The 16,310-nt window shown below is 61.3% G+C and carries 16 protein-coding genes; 8 read left to right on the top strand and 8 right to left on the bottom strand.

Annotation, left to right across the window (positions count from 1 at the left end; all coding sequences use genetic code 11):
* Positions 1-78: 78 nt before the first annotated feature.
* From O3303_RS13745 to O3303_RS13735, 3 genes are all read right to left on the bottom strand, one after another.
* Positions 79-810: a DUF3891 family protein gene (locus O3303_RS13745; RefSeq protein ID WP_269558968.1), complete on the bottom strand. Its 732-nt coding sequence runs from the start codon at positions 808-810 to the stop codon at positions 79-81.
* A 128-nt stretch (positions 811-938) separates the two neighbouring features.
* Positions 939-1,379 (bottom strand): hypothetical protein, encoded by a 441-nt coding sequence (locus tag O3303_RS13740; RefSeq protein ID WP_269558967.1) that lies wholly within the window; start codon positions 1,377-1,379, stop codon positions 939-941.
* A 55-nt stretch (positions 1,380-1,434) separates the two neighbouring features.
* A complete protein-coding gene (locus O3303_RS13735) occupies positions 1,435-2,424 on the bottom strand; it encodes an NAD-dependent epimerase/dehydratase family protein (RefSeq protein WP_269558966.1) in 990 nt (329 codons plus the stop codon).
* Positions 2,425-2,700: 276 nt separating this feature from the next.
* Between O3303_RS13735 and O3303_RS13730 the strand changes: the two genes are divergently transcribed.
* The gene (locus O3303_RS13730) at positions 2,701-3,780 is read left to right on the top strand and encodes a patatin-like phospholipase family protein (protein WP_269558965.1); all 1,080 of its coding nucleotides are present in this window, start codon (positions 2,701-2,703) and stop codon (positions 3,778-3,780) included.
* Between the two features lie 281 nt (positions 3,781-4,061).
* A complete protein-coding gene (gene kbl / locus O3303_RS13725) occupies positions 4,062-5,258 on the top strand; it encodes a glycine C-acetyltransferase (protein WP_269558964.1) in 1,197 nt (398 codons plus the stop codon).
* A gap of 99 nt (positions 5,259-5,357) precedes the next feature.
* Here kbl and O3303_RS13720 read toward each other — a convergent pair whose 3' ends face one another.
* The 3 genes from O3303_RS13720 to folP form a co-directional block, all read right to left on the bottom strand.
* Positions 5,358-5,717, bottom strand: coding sequence for a hypothetical protein (locus tag O3303_RS13720; RefSeq protein WP_269558963.1), 360 nt, complete (start codon positions 5,715-5,717; stop codon positions 5,358-5,360).
* Between the two features lie 72 nt (positions 5,718-5,789).
* Positions 5,790-6,632: a diadenylate cyclase CdaA gene (gene cdaA, locus O3303_RS13715; RefSeq protein WP_269558962.1), complete on the bottom strand. Its 843-nt coding sequence runs from the start codon at positions 6,630-6,632 to the stop codon at positions 5,790-5,792.
* Positions 6,629-7,510 (bottom strand): dihydropteroate synthase, encoded by an 882-nt coding sequence (gene folP / locus O3303_RS13710; protein WP_269558961.1) that lies wholly within the window; start codon positions 7,508-7,510, stop codon positions 6,629-6,631. Before folP ends, cdaA begins: the two co-directional genes overlap by 4 nt.
* Before the next feature lie 188 nt (positions 7,511-7,698).
* Between folP and O3303_RS13705 the strand changes: the two genes are divergently transcribed.
* The 6 genes from O3303_RS13705 to O3303_RS13680 all read left to right on the top strand — a co-directional run bounded on the left by O3303_RS13705 (position 7,699) and on the right by O3303_RS13680 (position 14,630).
* Positions 7,699-8,250 carry a DUF1599 domain-containing protein gene (locus tag O3303_RS13705; protein WP_269558960.1) on the top strand — a complete coding sequence of 184 codons (552 nt, stop codon included), beginning with the start codon at positions 7,699-7,701 and terminating at the stop codon, positions 8,248-8,250.
* Positions 8,251-8,389: 139 nt separating this feature from the next.
* Positions 8,390-9,496: a BT_3928 family protein gene (locus O3303_RS13700; RefSeq protein WP_269558959.1), complete on the top strand. Its 1,107-nt coding sequence runs from the start codon at positions 8,390-8,392 to the stop codon at positions 9,494-9,496.
* Between the two features lie 185 nt (positions 9,497-9,681).
* Positions 9,682-10,740, top strand: coding sequence for an ABC transporter permease (locus O3303_RS13695; protein WP_269558958.1), 1,059 nt, complete (start codon positions 9,682-9,684; stop codon positions 10,738-10,740).
* Between the two features lie 6 nt (positions 10,741-10,746).
* Positions 10,747-11,289: a shikimate kinase gene (locus O3303_RS13690; protein ID WP_269558957.1), complete on the top strand. Its 543-nt coding sequence runs from the start codon at positions 10,747-10,749 to the stop codon at positions 11,287-11,289.
* 59 nt (positions 11,290-11,348) lie between these two features.
* Positions 11,349-12,029 carry a sterol desaturase family protein gene (locus tag O3303_RS13685; protein WP_269558956.1) on the top strand — a complete coding sequence of 227 codons (681 nt, stop codon included), beginning with the start codon at positions 11,349-11,351 and terminating at the stop codon, positions 12,027-12,029.
* A 261-nt stretch (positions 12,030-12,290) separates the two neighbouring features.
* On the top strand, positions 12,291-14,630 hold the full coding sequence (locus O3303_RS13680) for a T9SS type A sorting domain-containing protein (RefSeq protein ID WP_269558955.1): 2,340 nt from the start codon (positions 12,291-12,293) through the stop codon (positions 14,628-14,630).
* 77 nt (positions 14,631-14,707) lie between these two features.
* On the opposite strand, the gene O3303_RS13675 is transcribed toward O3303_RS13680, so the two are convergent.
* Both O3303_RS13675 and uxuA read right to left on the bottom strand, forming a co-directional pair.
* Positions 14,708-14,881 carry a hypothetical protein gene (locus O3303_RS13675; protein ID WP_269558954.1) on the bottom strand — a complete coding sequence of 58 codons (174 nt, stop codon included), beginning with the start codon at positions 14,879-14,881 and terminating at the stop codon, positions 14,708-14,710.
* 167 nt (positions 14,882-15,048) lie between these two features.
* On the bottom strand, positions 15,049-16,215 hold the full coding sequence (gene uxuA, locus O3303_RS13670; RefSeq protein WP_269558953.1) for a mannonate dehydratase: 1,167 nt from the start codon (positions 16,213-16,215) through the stop codon (positions 15,049-15,051).
* Positions 16,216-16,310: the final 95 nt, after the last annotated feature.

Raw genomic sequence — 16,310 nt, 5'->3', positions numbered from 1 at the left:
AGGACCTTGCCACACCAGAACAAATCGTTCCGGTGTGGCAAGGTCCTTCTTGCGTCAGGATGACAGATGCCCCAGATGTTAGCCTTTCGTCAGCTCCCAGCGCAGAGTTTCGATGGGCGCTTCGCGCAAAGCGGCGGCTAGCTCGGCGTCGTTCGTGAACTGCAGCTGGTGTAGCACGGAAGCTTCTACGCTCACCTCAACCTGCGGCTCGCGGAAGGGCCAGGGCTGTACCTGCACGGGGCCATCCTCGGTGGGGCGCAGCACCCGGTGCGTGTGGCCGTCGGGGCCGCGGTATATTTCCAGGGCCCGGCCCATCTCAGGCAGCTCCCGGCGGCATAGAATCAGGCTGAGCCGGTCGCACCAGTGCAGCAGGGCGTAGGCCTGCTCAGCCTCGGCCTTTTTGATTTTCAGCTCCCGCCGCCAGCGCTGCTGACTGGCCAGCTGCTCATCCAGAAACGCGTCGATTTCTGGCTTCTGGCCCCGCAGACTCTCGTAAAGCTTGCTCAGGTGCAGGCTCGTGAGCAAACTGCGCCAGCGGCCCTGAAACCGCGCGGCATTCATCAGGCGGGTGGCCTGCTCCATTGAAAATTCCTTCATGGTGAAGTTGGCCGGGGCTCCGGCGGGCGTGAGGCCGTAGTGCCCGGTCCAGTCGGCCTGCTCGTCGTCGTGCTGGGCGGCGGCGGCCAGCAGGCCCACCCACTGGTCGGGGGCCAGAAACGGGGGCCACTGGTGCAGCAGCTGGGCCGCCAGCAGCGCGTGGGCCTGCTGGTAAATAATCTGCCAGCCGGCGGGCGTATGGTTGACAATCATGGCAGGGCGCGAAAAGGGTGCAGTTTCAGGAACGCAACCAACGGTCGGAGGTTTTCTGCCAAGCAGCAGAAAACAAAACCGCCCCACCGGATGAGGCGGGGCGGCTGAGGTGTTGTCAGGACCGAGTGTCAGGATATTACAGTAGCGCCAGCGGCAGCCATGTGTTGCAGTAGCTGGTCGGCCCAGTACGCGGGCAGTTCCACGCGCACCTTTCCAATCCGGAACACTCCGGCTGTGTACTCTTTTTCGCTGAAGCGCATAACCTGGAAGGAGGTCGGGGTTTGCAGGGATTCAATATCAGCATACGGAATCCGGACAAGCAGCCCCGCTACACTGATGCCTTGCAAGACCCAATGCTGTGCCTCTAACCTAACCTTAAGATCACACGGGACGGCGCCAATAAAACCAGACACCTGTTCAGTAGGGCGAACAATCTGTGCAATTCCGTACTGCCGTTGCAGCTGCTTCCAGCCCGGCTGAAACGGGTTAGGAAAGCGCAGCTCGCCCCGGCGTACAAGGGTGCGAAAAAGAAACCGGAACAACAGGAATGCCAAGCCAAGTTGTGTCACAACTCCGACAGTTGACAACAAGGAACTTCCGAAGCTCAATAGCATATAATGCCGGCTACTTCAGCACCACGGCCTCTTTCAGGTGTAGCAGCATGTCGTCGGTCATCTTGTCCAGCGTGAACTGGGGCTGCCAGTTCCAGTCCTGGCGGGCTTGGCTGTCGTCGATGCTGGCGGGCCAGGAATCGGCAATCTGCTGGCGGGCGTCGGGCTTGTACGACACTTGGAACTCGGGGTAGTGACGCTGGATGCTGGCCGTAATTTCCTTCGGGCTGAAGCTCATAGCCCCCAGGTTGTAGGAGCTGCGCACTTTGATGTTATCGGCGGGGGCGTGCATCAGGTCGAGGGTGGCCTTCAACGCGTCGGGCATGTACATCATGGGCAGGTAGGTATCCTCGCTCAGGAAGCACTCGAAGTTCTCGCCGGCCACGGCCTTGTGGTAGATGTCCACGGCGTAGTCGGTAGTGCCGCCGCCGGGCAGGCTTTTGTAGCCGATGAGGCCGGGGTAGCGCAGGCTGCGCACATCCAGGCCGTGCTTGCGGAAGTACCACTCGCACCACTGCTCCCCGGCCAGCTTGCTGATGCCGTACACCGTGTTGGGGTTCATGATAGTGAGCTGGGGCGTGTTGTCGCGCGGAGTATCGGGGCCGAACACGGCAATGCTGCTGGGCCAGTACACCTGCCGCACGCCCAGGTCCACGGCCGCATCCAGCACGTGAAACAGGCCGTCCATGTTCAGCTGCCAGCCAAACTTGGGGTTCTTCTCGGCTGTGGCCGACAGCAGCGCCGCCAAGTGGTACACCTGCGTGGGCTTGTACTGGCGCATCACGTCTTCCAGGCGGTTCTTATCCAGCACATCCAGCAGCTCGAAGGGGCCGGCCTGAGTGGTTTCGGCATCCTGAGGGGCGCGCACATCGGCGGCCACTACGTTGGAGGCGCCGTACATCTGGCGCAGCTCGTGGGTGAGCTCCAGGCCCAGCTGTCCGCCGGCGCCGATAACGAGGATGGTGTCGCCGGGGGTGGTGGCGGAAGTGCTGGATGTAGTCATTCGGGAGGGTGGGGAGGGGGAACTGGGTGGTGAAGAAATACAAAGATACGGGCCGCCGGGGTTTCGGGGAGGGCAGTTATGCCGTAGCGCGAACTTTGTAGTTCGCGCCGTCATGCCGTTCGAACGGCGGCGCCCGGACCGCAACATCCGAACGGCAAGGTCCGAACGGCGCCGTAGCGCGAACTGTAACGTTCGCGCTACGGTCCGGCAGTAGCCCGGCTGCAACTTCCCCGGTATATTTGAGCTCCTGTCGTTACCGGTTTACCTGTCCGTTTTATGCGCTACCGATTCCTGTTATTCTGGCTGCTTGGCAGCCTGCCCGCGCTGGCCCAGCCCGCGGCTCAGCCGGCGGCCCGGCCCGTGTACCGCAACCTGGTGATGGAAGGCGGCGGCATCCGGGGCGTGGCCTACGGCGGGGCGCTGGAGGAGCTGGAGCGGCAGGGCGTGCTGGCGGGCTTGCAGCGGGTGGGCGGCACCTCGGCCGGGGCCATTCAGGCGGCGCTGCTGGCCGTGGGCTACTCGCCCCGCGAAATCATCGACGTGGTGAACAACACGCCCATTCAGCGCTTCAACGACGGCCGTTTCCTGTTTTTCGGGGGTAGCCACCGCCTCACCAAGCAGTTCGGCTGGTACCGTGGCGACGCCCTCACCGAACACCTGATGCAGCTGGTAGCCCGCAAAACCGGCAACCCCAATCTCACGCTGGCCGAGCTGCACCAGCTAACCCAGCAGCAGCCCGGCCGCTACCTCGACCTCTACACCACCGGCACCAACCTCACCCAGCAGCGGGTGCAGGTGTTCAGCCATGAAACCGACCCCACCCTGCGCGTGGCCGATGCCGTGCGCATCAGCATGAGCATCCCGCTTTATTTCCGGGCCGTGCTGCTCGATGCCCGCGGCAACGTCATTCAGGGCAAGCCCGAGAAAGGCCAGCCCGTGCAGGTGCTGGTAGATGGCGGCCTGCTGGCTAACTACCCCGTGGAGCTGTTCGACTACCCGCGCTACCTGCCCGCGCAGCTTTCCGCCTCCACCAAGCCCGACGCCGAAGGCCGCGTGTACAACCCCGAAACCCTGGGCATGCGCCTGGATCGGGCCGAGCAGATTGCCTGCGACACGCTGCCCACCGGCCGCCAGCAGCTGGCCCCTTACGATATCAACGGCTTCGGCAGCTACATCGGGGCCCTCTACAACCTCACCGAGGAAACCCTCAACCCCACCCGCGCCCAGGACTGGCCCCGTACCGTCAGCATCAACACTGAAGGCTTCGCCCCCAAAATCAAGCGCATGCCCGACGCCGACAAGCAGCGCCTGATGGCCAGCGGCCGACGCGGCGTGCAGGCGTTTTTTGCGCGGTAGAAAGAAGCGCGCGGTAGTAAGAACGTCATGCTGAGCGAAGGCGCAGCCGTAGTCGAAGCATCTCTACCGTTTCGCTGAACAATTCACTAGCCCAGGGTTTAAACCCTGGGCTACGGAGCGGTTATTGGTGTTGTCATCTGATTAGCCAGCGGTAGAGATGCTTCGACTACGGCTGCGCCTTCGCTCAGCATGACGTTCTGTTTCGCTCCGCTCAGGATGACAGGTAGTATCTTTGTTATGCGGCCACCCGTTCACCAAACCACACTCCATCAACCCACCATATGTACACCACCCTCCAGCCCGATCTTCAGCAGCAGCTTCAGGAAATCAAAGACGCCGGCCTCTACAAAAAGGAGCGGGTGATTACCTCGCCTCAGGGCGCCGAAATTGAAACCGCCGAGGCGGGTGAGGTGCTGAATTTCTGCGCCAACAACTACCTGGGCCTGTCCTCGCATCCCGAAGTCATCAAGGCCGCCAAAGAGGCCATCGACTCGCACGGCTACGGCTTGTCGTCGGTGCGCTTTATCTGCGGCACCCAGGATATCCACAAGCAGCTCGAAGCCAAGCTGGCTGAGTTCCTGGGCACCGAGGACACCATCCTCTACGCCGCGGCCTTCGATGCCAACGGCGGCGTGTTCGAGCCGTTGTTCAACGAGCAGGACGCCATTATCAGCGACGCTCTCAACCACGCCTCGATCATCGATGGCGTGCGTTTGTGCAAGGCCCAGCGCTACCGCTACGCCCACAACGACATGGCTGACCTGGAAAAGCAGCTCCAGGACGCCCACGCCAAAGGCAGCCGCCACCGCATCATCGTCACCGACGGCTCGTTCTCGATGGACGGCACCATTGCCCGCCTGGATGCCATCTGCGACCTAGCCGACAAGTACCAGGCCCTGGTGATGGTGGACGAGTGCCACAGCACCGGTTTCCTGGGCAAAACCGGCCGCGGCACCCACGAAATGCGGGGCGTCATGGGCCGCGTCGACATCATCACGGGCACGCTGGGCAAGGCGCTGGGCGGGGCCATGGGCGGCTTCACCACGGGCCGCAAAGAAATCATCGACATGCTGCGCCAGCGCAGCCGCCCGTATCTGTTCAGCAACACCCTCGCGCCCGCCATTGTCGGCGCCAGCCTGCGGGTACTGGAGCTGCTCACCGAAAGCACCCAGCTCCGCGACCAGCTCGAGGAAAACACCACATACTTCCGCGAGAAGATGACGGCTGCCGGCTTCGACATCAAGCCCGGCGAGCACCCCATCGTGCCGGTCATGCTCTATGATGCCCGTCTGGCCCAGGAATTCGCGGCTCAGATGCTGGAAAAGGGAATTTACGTGGTGGGGTTCTACTTCCCGGTGGTGCCCAAAGGCCAGGCCCGCATCCGGGTGCAGCTCTCCGCCGCCCACACCCGCGCCCAGCTCGACAAAGCCATTGCCGCCTTCATTGAGGTAGGCACCGCGCTGGAAGTGCTGAAGTAATTGCCCGGGCGAATAATCTGCCCCAGCCAACAGCTATACGTCAAAAAAGCCTCCGCTGGTCAGCGGAGGCTTTTTTGATGTTGGGAAGATACGCTCGGCTTAGCTAGCCTGGAAGCCGGTGGCTTGGCGGATGCTACGCTCCTGGCCGGTAGCCGGGTCGGGGTAAGTGTGGTCGCTAACCTCCACCGACAGCGTTTTGCCGATCAGTTGCTTGGTGTCGAGGTCCTGCTCGCCTTCGGGCTTGATGCCTGCGGCAGCATACAAGGACAAAATGATGGGCTTGCCAGCCGGCGAGTTGTAGAACCGTTGCGAAACAAAGCCATCCTCGTTTTCCATGCGGGCGGCAAAGAAAGGTACGTTCTGGTGTTCGCTCACACCCTCTTCAATGTCCGTTATCTCAACCGAATGGCGGCCGTCGGGCAGGAAGCCTTTCTCGTCTTTTTCAACCTGGATTTTCATATATTGCTTGTTTTATTAGCACGATTTGCTAATTATAACGGCAATATGAGCTGATTGGTTGCAGCAATTTTACTACGCTGCCACCTCCGCCGCTGTGGTGCCAGTTGCGGCAGCCGGTTTGGGCGCTGCGTCGAATAGGAATTCGTTGAGGCGGGCGCGCAGGTCGGCGGGAGCCAGGTTGCGGAAGACCTCGCCACCGCGCACCAGCGAAATCTGGCCGGTTTCCTCGCTCACCACCAGCACCACGGCATCGGTCACTTCCGTCAGGCCGATGGCGGCGCGGTGGCGCAAACCCAGGGCGGCGGGCACGTCGGGGTTTTCGCTCACGGGCAGAATGCAGCGCGCCGCCTTGATGCGGCCCCGGCTGATAATGACGGCGCCATCGTGCAGGGGGCTGGTTTTGTTGAAGATGCTCAGCAGCAGCCGCTTGCTCACGGCTGCGTCGAGCAGGTCGCCGGTGTCGGCGAAGGGCTTGAGGTCGGAGGCGAGGCTGAAGGCGATGAGCGCGCCGGTCTGCTTGCCGGCCAGGCTCTTGGCGGCTTCCACGAAGGGCGTGACGTTGAGGCGCTCGGCATCGTCGGGCTCACGGCGCCACGGAAATATGCGCATCCGCTCGAAGGCCGTGGCCTTGCCGATATTGAGCAGAAACCGCCGGATTTCCTGCTGAAACAGGATGATGCCGGCCAGCACGCCCACGCTCATAAACTGCCCCAGAATGCTGGTCAGCAGCTCCATGCCGGCCGCCTTCACTACCAGATAAAACAGGTAGATGGACATGAAGCCCAGGAAAATTTTCAGCGCGACGCTGCCCGTCAGCAGCTTGTAGAGCTGATAAAACAGCACCGTGACCAGCAGCACGTCCACGACGTCGATCCAGCCAATGCGCAGGAAGCCGATGGAGAAGGAGCCAATCACGACGAAAACGGGGGAAAGGTGTTGGAAACGAGCTGCACGGTCTGCACGGCTTCGGCCACGTCGTGTACGCGCAGCAGCCGGGCCCCGTTGAGCAGGGCCAGCGTGTTCACGGCCACCGTGCCCGTGAGGGCAGCGTCGGGCGTGAGGCCCAGCGGCTTATACACCATGCTTTTGCGGGAGAGGCCCGCCAGTACGGGCAGCCCCAGCACCCGCAGCTCGGGCAGGCGGCGCAGCAGCTCGTGGCTCTGGGCCGGGGTTTTGGCGAAGCCGAAGCCGGGGTCGAGCACCACGTCCGTGACGCCGTGCTGGCGCAGCACGGCCAGCTTGTCGCGGAAGTAGCGCACCAGCTCCAGCACCAGGTCGCCCTCGTAGTGGGTGTGCTGGGTCATTGTCTGGGGCGTGCCGCGCAGGTGCATCAGGATGTAGGGCACGCCCAGCCGGCCGGCGGTGGGCAGCATATCGGCATCGAGCGTGCCGCCGCTGATGTCGTTAAGGATGGCCGCGCCGGCCGCTACAGCCTCGGCCGCCACGCCGGCCCGGAACGTGTCCACCGACAGCAGGGCCTCGGGGAAGGCGCGGTGCACGGCCGCCACGGCGGGCATCAGGCGGCGCTTTTCCTCGTCTTCCGAAATGTGCTCGGCGCCGGGGCGCGAGGAGTAGCCGCCCAGATCGAGCACGGCCGCGCCGGCCGTGAGCATGGTTTCGGCGCGGCGCAGCAGGTCAGTTTCGGTTTCGATGCGACTGCCCTCAAAGAACGAATCAGGGGTGAGGTTGAGGATGCCCATCACCTGCGGCCGGCGCAGATCGAGCAGGCGCCCACCGGGGCAGCGCAGGGTTTGCGCAGCGGGGAAACACGTATCTTGCGGGGCCTGGAGCATGGTTTCGGGCGGGAATGAACGTCATGCTGAGCTTGCCGAAGCATCTCGCTCGTGTGGTAACTGATTTTACTACACTGGCCAGATGCTTCGGCAAGCTCGCAATGACAGGAGTACTACTCGGGCGAGATGCTTCGGCTGCGCCTCTGCATGACGAAAAAGGCGAATTGCAACAAAATAGCCTCAAAAACTTGGAGAATCAAACCCAGCACGAGTACGACCAGGTGATTGCGCAGTGCCGCGCCCTGTTTGTGGCCAAGACGCACGACTACGGCACGGCTTGGCGCATCATGCGCCTGCCCAGCATCACCGACCAGATTTATATCAAGGCCCAGCGCATCCGCAGCATTCAGGAGAAGGGCCGCCAGCTGGTCGAGGACGGCGTGGACGGCGAGTTTGTGGCCATTATCAACTACTGCGTGATGGCGCTGATGCAACTGCGCCTGCCCGCCGACGCGCCGCTGGAGCTGGAGCCCGCCGCCGTGGCCGCCGCCTACGACGAGCAGACCGCCGAAAACCGCCGCCTGCTGTTTGCCAAAAACCACGACTACGGCGAGGCCTGGCGCCAGATGCGCATCGAAAGCATCACCGACATCATCCTGATGAAACTGCACCGCACCAAGCAGATCGAGGACCTGGCCGGCGCCACGCGCGTGTCGGAAGGGGTGGAGGCCAACTACCGCGACATGCTCAACTACGCGGTATTTGTGCTGATTAAGAAGGGCGCTGCGCAGAGTAGCTGAGCAATTGAGTGGCTGAGTAAGCAGCTACCAAGCCTATATTTACGTATTGGCCTCAGTTCAGGCGTAAAGCGCATATGACGTTTGCGACCTACTTACTCAGCTACTCTGTTACTCTCCACTCCGTTACTCAACGCCGTTCATGAAACTTGTCACGAAAGTCTGCTGGCTGCTGCTGGGGGCGCTGTTCATTTTCTCCGGGCTCATCAAGCTCAACGACCCGGTGGGCACGGCCCTGAAGCTGGAAGAATACTTCGAGGTGTTTGCCGAGGACTTCGGCAGCTTTTTCCTGTTTTTCAAGGACTACGCCCGGACGATGAGCATCGTGCTTAGCTCGCTGGAAGTGGTGCTGGGTGTGGCGCTGCTGCTCCGTTGGATGCTGCGCAAAACGCTGTGGGTGCTGCTGGCTTTGCTGGTGTTCTTCGGCTTCCTCACGTTCTACTCGGCGGCCTTCAACAAGGTCACGGACTGCGGCTGCTTCGGCGACTTCATCAAGCTCACGCCCTGGCAGTCGTTTAGCAAGGATGTGGTGCTGCTGGGGCTGTGGGCCGTGGTGTTCTTCAACCAGCGCTTTCTGCGCTACAGCTTTGCCAAGGGCCAGCTGGGCGTGATGTACATCACGCTGGCCTCGGCCGTGGCCATCGGCATTGGGGTGCGGGCCCTGGGCCACCTGCCGTATTTCGACTTCCTGCCCTACAAGGTCGGCAACAACATCGGGCAGCTGATGAAGCCGCAGGAGCAGGCGCGCTACCAGTACGTGATGGAGCGCAACGGCGAAACCAAGACCTTCGACCAGTACCCCACCGACTCGACGTGGAAGTACAAGAGCATGGAGTCGCTGAATCCGGAGGCCTCCAAGGCGCTGATCACTGATTTCGAGGTGTCGGATGCCGATGGCAACTCTTACACGCAGGAGTTGCTGCAGGGCAACAAGCTGGTGCTCATCGTGCAGAACACCAATAAGACCGACCGGGAGCGGTTCAAAGTCATCAACGCGCTGATGGAAGCCGCCGGCAAGTCGCGCCGCAATATCAAGGCTGTCACCATCACCAGCACCAGCCCTCCCAAGTTCGACTCGTTTCGCCACGACGTGAACCTGCCCGGGCTATTCTACTTCGCCGACGCCACCGTGCTCAAGTCCATGATCCGCTCCAATCCCGGCCTGATAGTGCTGCAGGACGGCGTAGTGAAGGCCAAATACCACTACCACGACATTCCGGACCTGTATAAGGTCGAGAAGCTGTTTTAAGAGGCAGAACAGCGCAACAAGCACGTCATTCCGAGCGAAGGCGGAGCCGTAGTCGAGGAATCTCGCTAGTGTAGTAAACTTGATTCTACCACACTAGCGAGATTCCTCGGCTACGGCTCCGCCTTCGCTCGGAATGACGTGCTTGTTGGCTGCGTAATGACAGCCTGCCGCACTACCTTTACCGCATGCTCACCTTCCTTCTGCGCCGGCTGGGGCATGGCCTGCTAATATTGGCGGGCGTGGCTCTCACGGTGTTTTTCCTGTTTCAGGTGCTGCCCGGCGACCCGGTGGCCCTGCTGGCCGGCCAGCGCTCCGACGCCGCCACCCGCGCCGCCATTGCCGCCGACCTCGGCCTTGATAAGCCCTTGCCCGCGCAGCTGCTCGGCTACCTCAACGACGTGTCGCCGGTGGGCGTGCACCCGCGCGACTCGGCGGGTACGGCCAAGTATGGCGGCCTCACGCTGCTGCCGCTGGGCGAGCGGGCTGTGGTGCTGAAAACGCCCTACTTGCGGCGCTCTTTCCAAAGTAACAAAGAGGTGCTTACCATCCTGCTCGACCATTTCACAGGCACGCTGTGGCTGGCGCTGGCTGCCATGCTGCTGGCGGCGGTGCTGGGCATTACGTTCGGCGTGGTGGCCGCGCTTAAGCCGCACACCTGGCTCGACCGGCTGCTGATTACCACCTCCGTGCTCGGTATTTCGGTGCCTTCGTTCGTGGCTGCCATTCTGATTGCCATTACGTTCGGCTTCTACTGGAGCCGCTGGACTGGCCTCAACCTCACGGGACAGCTCTTTGAGACGGACGCCTTCACGGGGCGCCACCTGGTGCTGCGCAACCTGCTGCTGCCGGCCTTTGCGCTGGGCATCCGGCCGCTGGCTGTCATCACGCAGCTCACCCGCTCCAGCATGCTCGACGTGCTGGGGCAGGACTACATCCGTACGGCGCGGGCCAAGGGCCTGTCGGGCTACCGCACGGTGGTGGGCCACGCCCTTAAAAACGCGCTGAATCCGGTGGTTACGGCCGTGTCGGGCTGGCTGGCTTCGCTGATGGCGGGGGCCTTCTTCATCGAGTACATATTCAACTGGAAGGGTCTGGGCACCGTCACGCTCCGGGCCGTGGAAAACCTGGATTTTCCGGTGGTGATGGGCGCTACTATCTTCATTGCGGCGTTGTTTGTCGTGGTCAATATTGCCGTGGACATGTTGTACGCCGTGCTTGATCCGCGGGTGAAGCTGACTTCCTAGTTGCGTATGATGCCTGAACCTGAGTTGCAGCGGCTGTATCTGATTGGGATGCCCGGCGCCGGCAAAACCACGCTGGGCCGCGGCCTGGCCGTAGCCTATGAACTGCCGTTTCTTGACCTTGACGAGGAGATTGTGCGCCGGGAGGGACGCAGCGTGGCCGATATTTTCGCGGCCGAGGGCGAGGACTATTTCCGGGAGCGGGAGGCCGCCATCCTGCGGGAGGTGCAGCAGCAGCCCGGCCGCTTCGTGCTGGCCACCGGCGGCGGTACGCCTTGCTTCCACCACAACCTGGAGGCCCTGCTCGCCGACGGGCCGGTGCTGTATCTGGACGTGCCCGCCCCGGAGCTGGCGGCGCGCATACTGGCGGCGGCGGTGCAGCGCCCCCTGCTGGCTGGCCTGCCCGACCGCGAAGCCCTGATTAGCCGCCTGGATGAAACCTTGCGCCACCGAACGAGGTTTTACGACCGCGCACCGTTGCGCTGCAGCGCGGCCGCCTGCACCGTCGAGAACGTCCGGCGGTTGCTGGGCCGGTACCTGTCGCTGGCCTAGCTGGTGCTGGTTTACACTGCGCTGCGTACTTTTGCCCCTTGAATCAGATACTTGTCTCCATGAATCAGACTGCGCCCGCTGCTCCGACTCCTGCTGTGAAACCCGTTCCGGCCACCCCTGCTCAAGCCGTTAAGCCCAAGCACAAGGGCTCGGCACAGCTGTTCCAAAACCCGGTGTTGGAGCGCCTCACTCACACGCATATTGCCGGGCCGCTCAGTATTTTCTTTGGGGTGGCAGGGGTGAGCCTCTACTACAGCCTGAGCCGGGGCCTGATTTCGGGCTTATCGGCGTTTGGGTTGTTTCTGGGAGGCTGGCTGCTGTTCACGCTGGCCGAATACCTGATGCACCGCTACGTGTATCACCTCAAGGCCGATACGCCCCGCAAAACTAAGTTCCAATACACCATGCACGGCGTGCACCACGAGTACCCCAAAGACAAAACGCGCCTAGCTATGCCCCCCATCCTGACGGTGTTTGTGGCGTCGCTGTTGTTCTTCATCTTCCGGTTCACGTTCGGCAATGCCGGCTTCGGCATCTTGGCCGGCTTCGTGTTCGGCTACGCGCTGTACCTGTTTGTACACTACGCCATCCACGTGTACTCGCCGCCGAAGAACTTCCTGAAAGTGTGGTGGCACCACCACGCCCAGCACCACTATCGGCAGGACGAAATTGCTTTCGGCGTGAGCACTACGCTCTGGGACCACCTCATCGGCACGATGCCGCCAGAGAAGAAAAACTAGGGTATCTCTAAATAAGAATCTGCGAAAAAGCCTGCCGGATATCGGCAGGCTTTTTTTATAATTGGCTGTCTTTATATAATAAAATTAATATTTTAATTATTGCTTTGAAAATTTAAACTTAAATAGGAAAGTGCTGATTTAAAGCATTCTGGGTATATTATGATTGGCAAGGCGTTAGACTCTTTGTAATTTTCACGCTTCTAAACAGTTGTGAAAGCTTGAATTTTTCATTCAAAAAGTAGTCGATCTGCCTCTTCCAATATGAAAAAAAACTACGGTGCATTAACCGCTTTGCTGGTTGCGTTGAGTGCCGCACCTGCCGCGGCACAGTACGAATTTACGGCTGCCAACCTGGGCGCCTACACACAGAATTTCAATTCCCTGACGGGAAGCGTTTTTGCAAATAACTCCACTATTCTGGGAGTGTATGCGCAGGCAGAGTTTGGTACAGTCGCGTTTAATCCCACCGTAATTGCGGCCAATGACGGCTCCAACATTATCGCCAACTACTACCATTTCGGCGACACCGGCAGCACCGACAGGTCGTTTGGGGGCATTGCCGCTACCACTACCGCCAACGGTATCGGGCATGCCGGTATCAGGTTTAAAAACAGCTCAGGCGTAACGATTAAAAACCTGGAAATCCAGTACGCCATGGAGCAGTGGTACAACTCCGGCCGGCAGGATGCGGCCCGCGTGGACGTGTCTTACCTGACCGGCACCACCCTGCAGAGTCTGCTCAGCAGTGCCGGTACCTGGACGGATATCAACGCGCTGGACGTGGACGCGCCTTCCACTACTACCGTTATTTCCAGCCGCGACGGTAATTCGCCCTCCAACCGCCGGGTGCGGCAGGTGACACTGAATAACCTGAACCTAGCGAACGGGCAGGAAATTATGCTGCGCTGGAGCTATGTACTGAACAACACTACTAACGGCAACGGCCTCAGCATCGATGATGTGCTGGTGACGCCGGTTACGGGTATTTACTATTCCAAAGCTTCGGGCGACCTGGACGTGCTGGGAAACTGGGGCACCAGCACGGATGGCACCGGTACAGCTCCTACCAACTTTACTGCGCCCAACATCACCTACTACGTACAGGGCACGGGCACTGCAAGCCGCATAAGTGGTGCGCCCGGGTTTCTTAACAAGAGCACCTGGACAGTAGGGGGCGCCAACTCAAAAGTGGTTGTAGGACGGCCCGGCGTGACGGGTGCTGTGCTTCAGCTAGCCGACGACGACGACATCAGCGCAACTATTGATGTAGGTGCCGGGGCCACGTTCATTACTCAGCAGCCTAACCCTGTCTTCACCCTCGGCCGAATTGATAACTCCAGTACTGTCGAGTATATCACCACGGAGCAGCCTATCAGCATCACCCAGCCATCCTACGGCAACCTGAAAGTAAATGGAGCCGGCCCGAAGCTTCTTACCGCCAATACGGTGGTCAACGGCAATCTGATTTTTGTGGATAATGCCAAACTGCAGCTCGGCAACAACAATCTGAACTTGATCCGAGGCGGCACTATTACGGGCAATTCTGCTACCGCTTATGTAGTGACCAATGGCAAAGGCTCGCTTCGGCAGTCTGTCACCAACAACGGAACGGATGTGCTTTTTCCGGTCGGCAGCACTGCCTCCAGCTATACGCCGGCTTTCTTGCAGCAGCCCCTCAGCACCACCGCCCGCAACGAAGATGTTTTCTCAGTGCGCGTTATTGATGGGTTGTACCGCCGCTATACGGCCGCCGAAGACAGCGTTGCGGGCACGGTAGTGAAAACCCAGAACGTCAAGAAAACCTGGCTGATATCGGAGGAAGTAGCCGGTAACTCCAACATCACGATGGGGCTGCAGTGGAATGCCGCAGACCAGGTTGGCGGCTCCACTGCTACCGCCTTCGTTGCGGCGCAGGCCTATGTTTCTCACTACATCACCGGTACCACTCCGTACTTCGATAAGCCGGCCGCCGCTGCTTCATCAGTATCCGGAACCAGGGCTACCCGTACCGGCATCACCAGCTTCTCGCCCTTCGGCGTGTCGTCGCGGGCGGTAGGGCCGCTGCCGGTTACGCTGGTGGCTTTTTCCGCTGCGCGTACGCAGGACGCCGTGCATTGCGAATGGAAAACCGCTTCAGAGCTCAACAACGACTACTTCGCGGTGGAGCGTAGTGCCGATGGCCGTGAGTTTGTGAAAATAGGCACCGTAGCTGGCCGGGGCACCACTGCGCAGTCCACTACCTACTCCTACCTGGATCAGCAGCCTCTGAACGGCCTGGCCTACTACCGCCTGCGCCAGACCGACCTGGATGGTACCTACCAGTACTCGCCTATTGTGGCCGTGACGGGCTGCGCCACCTGTGCCGATGCGCTGCAGACGCTGGCTTTGGCACCCAACCCTGGTACCGGCGTGTTTCGGGTGCTGGATGCCAATGGCCAGCCGGCGGCCGTGACGGGCACAGTACACAATACGCTGGGCAAAGTCGTGCAACAGCTCAGTGGCCAAAGCACGCTGGACCTGCAGGCTCAGCCTGCGGGGATTTATCTGCTGAAGCTCAGCGCTGCGCATGGCGCCAAAGTACTGCGCGTAGTGAAGCAATAGCAGCACAGCATTGCCTCCGCAACACAAAAGGGCGACCCCGCGGGGCCGCCCTTTTTGCGTATTGGAGCGCCGGGAAACTAGCGCCGGATGCGGGTGATGACGAACCAGAGCAGCACCACAACCAGAAACACGCCGATGATGCCTGTCCAGGCGCCGGCTTTGAAGATGGTGCCAACGGCGTCGCAGCTACTGAGCGAAAAGGTGAGCAGCACCATCAGGGCTGCCAGGAAGGGAAAACGGATAGCGCGCATAGCGGGGAGAGGTAAGGCAGGTGCCGGGCCACGAGTATTCGGGCTTCATGGGTTTTACTAGCCCGGCCGGCAAAAGGTTGATGCACGTTGCCTGCCTGCGGCCTGCCGTCGGGATGCTGGTTCTCCAGGCAGCGGCCACCGGGGCCAATGTGCCTGCTGAAAAGGTGCTACGCCAGCCCGCGCGCAATGCCCATTTCCAGCCCGCGTAACTCGGCCAGCCCGCGCAGCCGACCAATGGCTGAGTAGCCGGGATTGGTGCGCTTATGCAGGTCGTCGAGCATCTGGTGGCCATGGTCGGGGCGCATGGGCAGGCTGGTCTGGCGCTGGCGCATCAGCAGCACCAGTTCCCGCAGCACGGCGTACATGTCCACGTCGCCTTCCAGGTGGTTGGCCTCGTAGAAGTTGCCGGCCGCGTCGCGCTGGGTGCTGCGCAGGTGCAGGAAGTGGATGCGCCCGGCAAACTGCTGCACCATAGCGGGCAGATCATTGTCGGGGCGCACACCGAACGAGCCGGTGCAGAAGCACAGGCCATTGCGTACCGAGGGCACGGCGTCGGCCAGGGCCTGCACGTCGGCGGCGGTGCTCACCACGCGGGGCAACCCCAGGATGGGGTAGGGCGGGTCGTCGGGGTGAATGGCGAGGTTGACGCCCACTTCCTCTGCCACGGGCACAATTTCCTTCAGAAACAGTACTAGATGCTCGCGCAGCTTGGCGGCGTCGATGCCGGCGTAGGCGTCGAGGGCCTGCTGAAACTGCTGGAGCGTGAAGCTTGCCTCGGAGCCCGGCAGCCCGGCAATGATGTTGCGCTGCAGCTGCTGCCTTTCGTCAGCGCTCATGCCGGCCAGCCGGGCTTCGGCCTGGGCCAGCTCCGGCGCAGCATACTCGGCGCGGGTGCCGGGCCGCTGGAGCAGTAGCGCATCAAAGGCCACAAAGGCGGCGCGCTCGAAGCGCAGGGCCCGGGAGCCGTCCTCCACCTCGTAGGCTAGGTCGGTGCGGGTCCAGTCGAGCACCGGCATGAAGTTGTACGTGACGGTATGGATGCCGCAGGCGGCCAGATGACGCAGCGTCTGCTGGTAATTCAGGATGTAGCGCGGGAAGTCGCCGGTGCGGGTTTTGATGTGTTCGTGCACCGGCACGCTTTCCACCACACTCCACGTCAGGCCCGCGGCGGCCACTTCCAGCTGGCGCTGCTGAATTTCGGCTATTGGCCACACCTCGCCATTGGGCACGTGGTGCAGGGCCGACACCACATCGGTAGCGCCAGCTTGGCGGATATCCGCTAAGCTAACCGGGTCGTTCGGGCCGTACCAGCGCCAGCTTTGGATTAGGGGCATTGCGTGAGTTTGGGGAATAAGGTATCTGGTTTATTTGACCGTCATGCTGAGCTTGCCGAAGCATCTCTACCTCTGGCTAATCAGTAAGCATTGCA

It is taken from the genome of Hymenobacter canadensis, assembly GCF_027359925.1.
In the GTDB taxonomy this organism is placed as follows: Bacteria; Bacteroidota; Bacteroidia; order Cytophagales; family Hymenobacteraceae; genus Hymenobacter; species Hymenobacter canadensis.
This window is presented reverse-complemented; position numbering and strand designations above follow the sequence as displayed.

Coding starts and splice junctions, on each gene's coding strand:
- O3303_RS13745 (WP_269558968.1), bottom strand. CDS start 810: ATGATTGTCAACCATACGCCCGCCGGCTGGCAGATTATTTACCAGCAG.
- O3303_RS13735 (WP_269558966.1), bottom strand. CDS start 2,424: ATGACTACATCCAGCACTTCCGCCACCACCCCCGGCGACACCATCCTC.
- O3303_RS13730 (WP_269558965.1), top strand. CDS start 2,701: ATGCGCTACCGATTCCTGTTATTCTGGCTGCTTGGCAGCCTGCCCGCG.
- kbl (WP_269558964.1), top strand. CDS start 4,062: ATGTACACCACCCTCCAGCCCGATCTTCAGCAGCAGCTTCAGGAAATC.
- O3303_RS13720 (WP_269558963.1), bottom strand. CDS start 5,717: ATGAAAATCCAGGTTGAAAAAGACGAGAAAGGCTTCCTGCCCGACGGC.
- folP (WP_269558961.1), bottom strand. CDS start 7,510: ATGCTCCAGGCCCCGCAAGATACGTGTTTCCCCGCTGCGCAAACCCTG.
- O3303_RS13700 (WP_269558959.1), top strand. CDS start 8,390: ATGAAACTTGTCACGAAAGTCTGCTGGCTGCTGCTGGGGGCGCTGTTC.
- O3303_RS13695 (WP_269558958.1), top strand. CDS start 9,682: ATGCTCACCTTCCTTCTGCGCCGGCTGGGGCATGGCCTGCTAATATTG.
- O3303_RS13690 (WP_269558957.1), top strand. CDS start 10,747: ATGATGCCTGAACCTGAGTTGCAGCGGCTGTATCTGATTGGGATGCCC.
- O3303_RS13685 (WP_269558956.1), top strand. CDS start 11,349: ATGAATCAGACTGCGCCCGCTGCTCCGACTCCTGCTGTGAAACCCGTT.
- O3303_RS13680 (WP_269558955.1), top strand. CDS start 12,291: ATGAAAAAAAACTACGGTGCATTAACCGCTTTGCTGGTTGCGTTGAGT.
- O3303_RS13675 (WP_269558954.1), bottom strand. CDS start 14,881: ATGCGCGCTATCCGTTTTCCCTTCCTGGCAGCCCTGATGGTGCTGCTC.
- uxuA (WP_269558953.1), bottom strand. CDS start 16,215: ATGCCCCTAATCCAAAGCTGGCGCTGGTACGGCCCGAACGACCCGGTT.